Source organism: Candidatus Paceibacterota bacterium, from assembly GCA_028714275.1.
GTDB lineage: Bacteria > Patescibacteriota > Minisyncoccia > Phycocordibacterales > CAINVO01 > CAINVO01.
Genome location: JAQTMP010000045.1, coordinates 1 through 6,039, shown reverse-complemented (window position 1 = coordinate 6,039; position 6,039 = coordinate 1). Strand labels below are relative to the sequence as shown.

Sequence of the window (6,039 nt, the reverse complement as noted above, 5' to 3'; positions counted from 1 at the left end):
CTTGAAGCAAATGCAAATATAAATGAGATATATCAAGATATTGTTACTTGGTTGGAAGGACAAGGATTTTATACCAATGCAAAATCCTATAGATACTTACTAAGATACTTCATAAAATTAAAAGCCTACGGAAAGATTAAAGAGTATGCTACAGTAGATTTTTTGACTCATAGCTTATTAAATGGATTCGCAGAAAGTGCAATCAAAATCAATTATGACAATTTTTTATTTGTTGCTAGAGAGACATTGGATTGGTCACTATTTATATACATCAGCGAATTAAATAGGACGATATACACTACCATATCTGAGGAATATCACAGTATATTCTTAGAAAAATTTGAGTTATATTTTGAAGCTGTTGGATTGATTTATGGTTTCGAAAGAGCTAATGAAATGCTTTTTTTTGATGGAGTAGCAAATTTCACAAATGAAATAATTGCAAAAGCATTTTACATCTCTCAAAAAAATGGTTTTATCCCTGATTGGGATTTGATCGGAGATTATTTTCAAGAAGAAATTCCATTAGAAAATTACCATTATTATATTAGCTCATTGATAGCTTTAGAGATTGATTTGGATGAAGAATTCCAAGATTTTTCTGTAAATAATGATTTTAAAGACTATTTTCCAATTTTTATTTTAGAAGTATATAATCAAATTGGGTTTGATTATATACTTGAACTATACCGCAAATTGGAATCAGATAGTAAGGAGCTTGTTGCAGCAAGAATAAATTATATTCTCGGAAGAACAAAGTGTGAACACAGGATATTATTTGCAAGAAAGAAAAGACATATTGTTTTAAAAGTATTGAACCTAGATTTTCTGAGTGGCTATATAAAAGAGGACGTTTTATATAAGTTTTATCATTTAGTTCGAGAATACGCAATTTATAATCCAGAAGAACTAAGAAAATTTGAAAAAACGATCCCATCAAGAAATTTATCTTTTAACTTTTTAAAATTCTTTATTAGAAATTTTCTTATCGAATTAGATATTAATGAAGATAAATTTAAAAATTATCGAGAGCTTGAAGATACTATAATCGCAAATTTTGAATTTTTAGCAAGTGATGTAGACGCTTATAAAGGTTCCCCTAGATTCACAGACATCAATCATCAAAATAAAAATCTAATTAACTTGACAATAGAACAGGGCTTGAAATATATCAAGTCAAAAAATGCTTGGCATAAGGTAATCAACTTTTTAAATAAAGTTCCATATAACACAATTTCTATTATTGAAGCGAAGTTTGTTAATGAAGATAATATCAATTTTATTATCGATAGCTATGAACGGTTTGATCAATCCGAAGAAGAAAATTATTCTGAACATTTGGAATATTCTTTAAAAAAAGCAATTTACTATGCAAAAATAAATGATAAAGAAAATGCTATAAGAGAACTTGGAAAAGCGGTCTATTTAACAACAAGCTATACATTTCACAAAGACATAACCTTATCTGAAATCATCGAGCCTTTAAGGTCTATAAATCAGATAAATCAGGATGTCGCGAAAGAATATGCAAAAAAATTAAAATATTTAACTGATGCGGTTATGAAACACACTGATGATGGTAAAGACACAAGGTGGTTAACTATCGAATGGTTTGAAGAGTTTCTGAAAGTTGATTATAGATTTGCTTCAATGTATTTATTAGATCAACTGTTAAACAATACAAATTTTTGGAAGCTTGATTATATGTTTGTTGATTATATACAATTTAGCAAAGAAGTAGATCCCGTTATATTGAATTTTTTATACAGATTATCCCCAACGAATAATAATGATGATTATGTAAATGATTTGGCTGACAATATCATGATTCTTAAAGCTGCCGATGAACAACTAGCGAAACAGTCACTTATTAATCTATTGTCAAGAGATTTGAATAACTCGCGTGAATCGTTAAAACCAAATACAATTCAAAAGTTAAAAGTACTGAAAAAACTTTTCAATTTATCTATGTTGCTCAAGGAGAAAGAAGAAAATAACAACCTTGCCTTTAGACGTTTCAATGATACTTTACGAGAACAAATAAATAAAGTATTAGAAATTAATGATTATTCATTAAGAGATAAAACAATTGATGAAATTGTTTCATATTTTGATAGAAAAGATGAATTGACAGATAAAGATCTTAATAGTATTTTTTTCTTTTTATTAGAAAAGAATCAAGATGTAATATGCAAATCTATTTTAATGCCTTTAATTCAAAAAAAATTTCCAAGAGGAGAAAACTATTTTGAAAATCTTAGACATTTCATAGTTAATCTTAGAATACAAGAAGATACAAAAATACTTTTTTTTGTAAATATATTCCTCTATTCAAAAGATGGTGGGTATTCGAATTTTGTGAATATGGAAGCACTGAAAAACGCGGTAGAAATTAACAAAGAAATAGCACTAAAAATATTAGCAGAAACCTTATTTAATGTATTTTCAAATTTAGCTTATGGTAGACATTCTACGGCAAATTTAATTATAGCTTTTGAATATGCCGGATTAGAGGATACCGATATTTTATCAATGTATAAGACTGCATTTGAGTTTTTGGAAAATAGATTGCCTGATACAAATGAATTCGACTGGAGTGATGTTGAAAATGACTACCTGAATGAAATGAATGACAATGAACTCGCCATTGTAATCCTACTTGCGAAAATTACTAATTTGGACTCTGAAGTTCAACGAGAAATACTTTTCGCAATCAATTACATTCTAAATTATCAAGTAGAATTGCTGGAAAAACCATTTAAATGGTTTTTTGCAAACATACACTCATTCCCTCATTTATCTATTGCTGGATTAATAGAGATATTGACTTTGAATGTTGAAAGTAAAAGAGATTTTTTCACTTTAATTCTTGATGATATTTTGAAAGCACAACAGCTTGAAAATCAGTATATTTACAACAGTATAATTATATTTTTATCTAGGGTATATGATGTATGAACAACTAATTAACACTAATAAGTATCTGCAATATTTAGAGTATTTGGGCATTGAGACTAAAGCAGTGAAAGAAATAATACAGAAGAAAATTAATACAAGAAAAGAGATATTTGAATCTTTTGCGAATAGATCTCATCAAATATCTTCTCCAAATATCAATTTAGAAAATATTATTTTTGAAGAAGTTAATAAATATATTTTTCAGAATCATAAAAATGAATTTCATTATGACATCTCTTTTAAGCTTGATATGGAATCACTTATAGCGATAAAAGTTTCTATGATTGAAAGACCAGCTATAAAAAAACCTAGTGAAATAAATGAAGGTTTACAAATAGAGATAGGTGAAGTTGGTGATTTTGTAAGAATTGCAAGATTTGAGAATGAATTAATTTTGGGTCAATATGGTAAAAATAATTCGGAGCAAATAGTTTTTGAAGGATTGACTCCTTTAAAAAACAAAAGTCCTTTCTTTGAATATATACCATCGTCATTGATATGGCAAGATAGATTTTTTCATCCAGAAGAAGAGAGAATAATTGGATTTTGTAAAAAATCCAATACGATTGAGCCAAAGTATGTTTTGTGGATTAATAGTGCTACATTATTTGACTTAGGGTTGGAACTAGATTTATCTAATAGTGGCTTAAGGGCAATTGACGGTAATAATGATGTTGTTTTGGAATTTAGATGCTGGAGAAGTGAACTTATTGGAAATGGTGCTTCCTTTGTGGGGCAAGACTCAAATATTGCGAAGTTGGAAGGATGTGATCTTTTGATGAGAAAAGATTATTTGAAAGAATTACAAGAAATTGTAGGTGAGCTATTTTTTATTTCAAAAAAAAAGAATTTATCCTATTTTTGATGTTTCATATTTGACTAATAGATTTTAAAAGGCAAATTATATTGATATCTCTTGATAACGCAACTTACACATACAGAGGGTTCCGCTTACAGGCTCTATATATACTTCACAAGATATTAACTTCTCCCGAAAAATATGTGTTTCAACCTGAAGGAGCTGAAGACCTAGCGGTTTATGATTCTCGACACAATTTAATTGAAGCAATCCAAGTGAAAAGTGGCGATTCAAATTTGGTATTGAGTAACTTTAAAAACTCATTTTTTGTGCGTTCAATACAAAGACAAATTTCTAATCCGGGTGTAAAACTATCAATTATCAAATTTGGACCCATAGGACATGAACTTCAATTTGCATGTAATTCTAATGGAGACGAACGCCGTCAAGTCATTACAAAGCTATTTGAAGATAAATCAATAACCTCCAGAAAAGAAGAATTAGAACATTTATTTGGTTCAATTCATGCTGAGTCGGTGGTTGAAACAAAAATTGTCGATGAGATTGTTAATCGGTTAAAAGATTCTCTCGTAGGTATAGACCCGAATAAGGCACTTGATTTATTAAATCTGTGGATATATAAAGCTTCTGAAACACAACAAAAAATCGATCAATCTATGCTTCATGAAAAAATTATAAACATTGGTAATTTTTTAGCAGCAAGAAAAGCTTATCACGATCAATGGTTTACGATCATTCAACCGTTGACAGATGAAATATCAAATGGAATAGATACGGTAGTGTTGGAGGACGATTATTATCAGGGGGAAGCTGCAAGTTTTTCTCATATACAAGCAAATTTTGACGTGATACGTCCGAAAAAATTAGAGGAAATACATAGGCTGTTTTCAGAAAATAATATACTATTTATTCATGGTGTGTCTGGTCAAGGCAAAAGTACTTTGGCATTTCGATATTTAAAAGAGTACTATCCAGATACTTGGCGTTTTCAGATCAAGGTCGTAGAAAACCGTCATGATGCTTTGAAAAGTGCATTGGCGCTATTGGAGCATACTAAGGCATTAGATGCGCCGGTTATTGTTTATATGGATGTTTCAGCTTCCGATATTGGATGGGAAGAACTTATCAAAGCCTTGGCAAAAAACAAAAACATCAAACTTCTGATTACACTGCGAGAAGAAGATTGGAAGCAATCAAAGGTTCATGGTGTGGAATTTTCATTCAATGAAATTGAACTCCAATTCGATCACGAAGAAGCACGGCAAATTTTTGATGTACTATTTAAACGCAAATTGGTCAAACGGCATCTTGATTTTACAGAAGCATGGGAAGAATTTGGCGGACATGGTCCATTACTTGAGTTTGTGTATTTAGTCACACAAGGTGGACGATTAGAGGAACGATTACAAGCACAGCTCAATCAACTGATTAGTGAAACATTACCTGGCGATGAAACAATCAATTTACTCCGAGCGGTTGCAATCGGCACGTCTTACGGTGCTAGACTCAGCGTTAAAGAGGTTGTAAAACAGTTCAAAATAAATCCAGAAAAAACGTTGAAACGTCTCGAATCAGAGTATATGCTGAGATTGGACGATTCGGCTCAATGGATAAGGGCTATTCATCCTATTCGCTCAGAAATACTAAAACATCTGTTAATTGATGAGGGGTATGTTCCTTGGATTGAAGAAGTTCAAGTTGTATTGCCGTTATTACATCCACGTGATATAGGGTTGTTTTTGCTGTATGCTTTTTTAATGCATTTCGAGCAACGTTATGAACTTTTGAAAATCTTAGATGGATTCAAACCGAATTCTTGGGAATCTGCTGAAGGTGTTATTCAGGCTTTGATATGGTTGTCTGTTCGTGAATTTATTGAACAAAGAGTTGATTACATAAGAGAGATACATGATACTTCAGAAGGAAATTTTGTATTAACTCTTGGTGCGAATATAGCGCAAGCAGGGGAAGACCCTTGGGAATCCATTTTACAGTTTCCGATTATGACAGAAGATCAAAGACAAAGATGCAAAGAGATTGTAGAACGTTTAGAAATAGCTCATTTTAAATTTGATATTTTGGAAAAATGGCTTATGAACTTTTCACCAATACAAGAGATACCATCTTCAAATGCTGCATGGTCTGCCTTTGCCAGTATCAGCTTTTGGTTATGGAAATGTGGGCTGAATGAAAATATTACTATTGAATTGGATTGGTCTAAAATAGAGTATGATCCATCACTCTCATTACAAACTATCGGG

Annotated in this window: 3 protein-coding genes; all 3 read left to right on the top strand. The window is 30.8% G+C overall.

Going from position 1 to position 6,039, the window contains the following annotated elements; all coding sequences use genetic code 11:
- Positions 1-2,958, top strand: a 2,958-nt coding sequence (locus PHF79_03745; GenBank protein ID MDD5318894.1) for an ATP-binding protein, incomplete at its 5' end; no start/stop codon positions are given.
- On the top strand, positions 2,948-3,823 hold the full coding sequence (locus tag PHF79_03740; protein ID MDD5318893.1) for a hypothetical protein: 876 nt from the start codon (positions 2,948-2,950) through the stop codon (positions 3,821-3,823). The genes PHF79_03745 and PHF79_03740, both read left to right, overlap by 11 nt.
- Positions 3,824-3,960: 137 nt before the next feature.
- On the top strand, positions 3,961-6,039 hold a 2,079-nt coding region (locus tag PHF79_03735; GenBank protein ID MDD5318892.1), incomplete at its 3' end, for a hypothetical protein.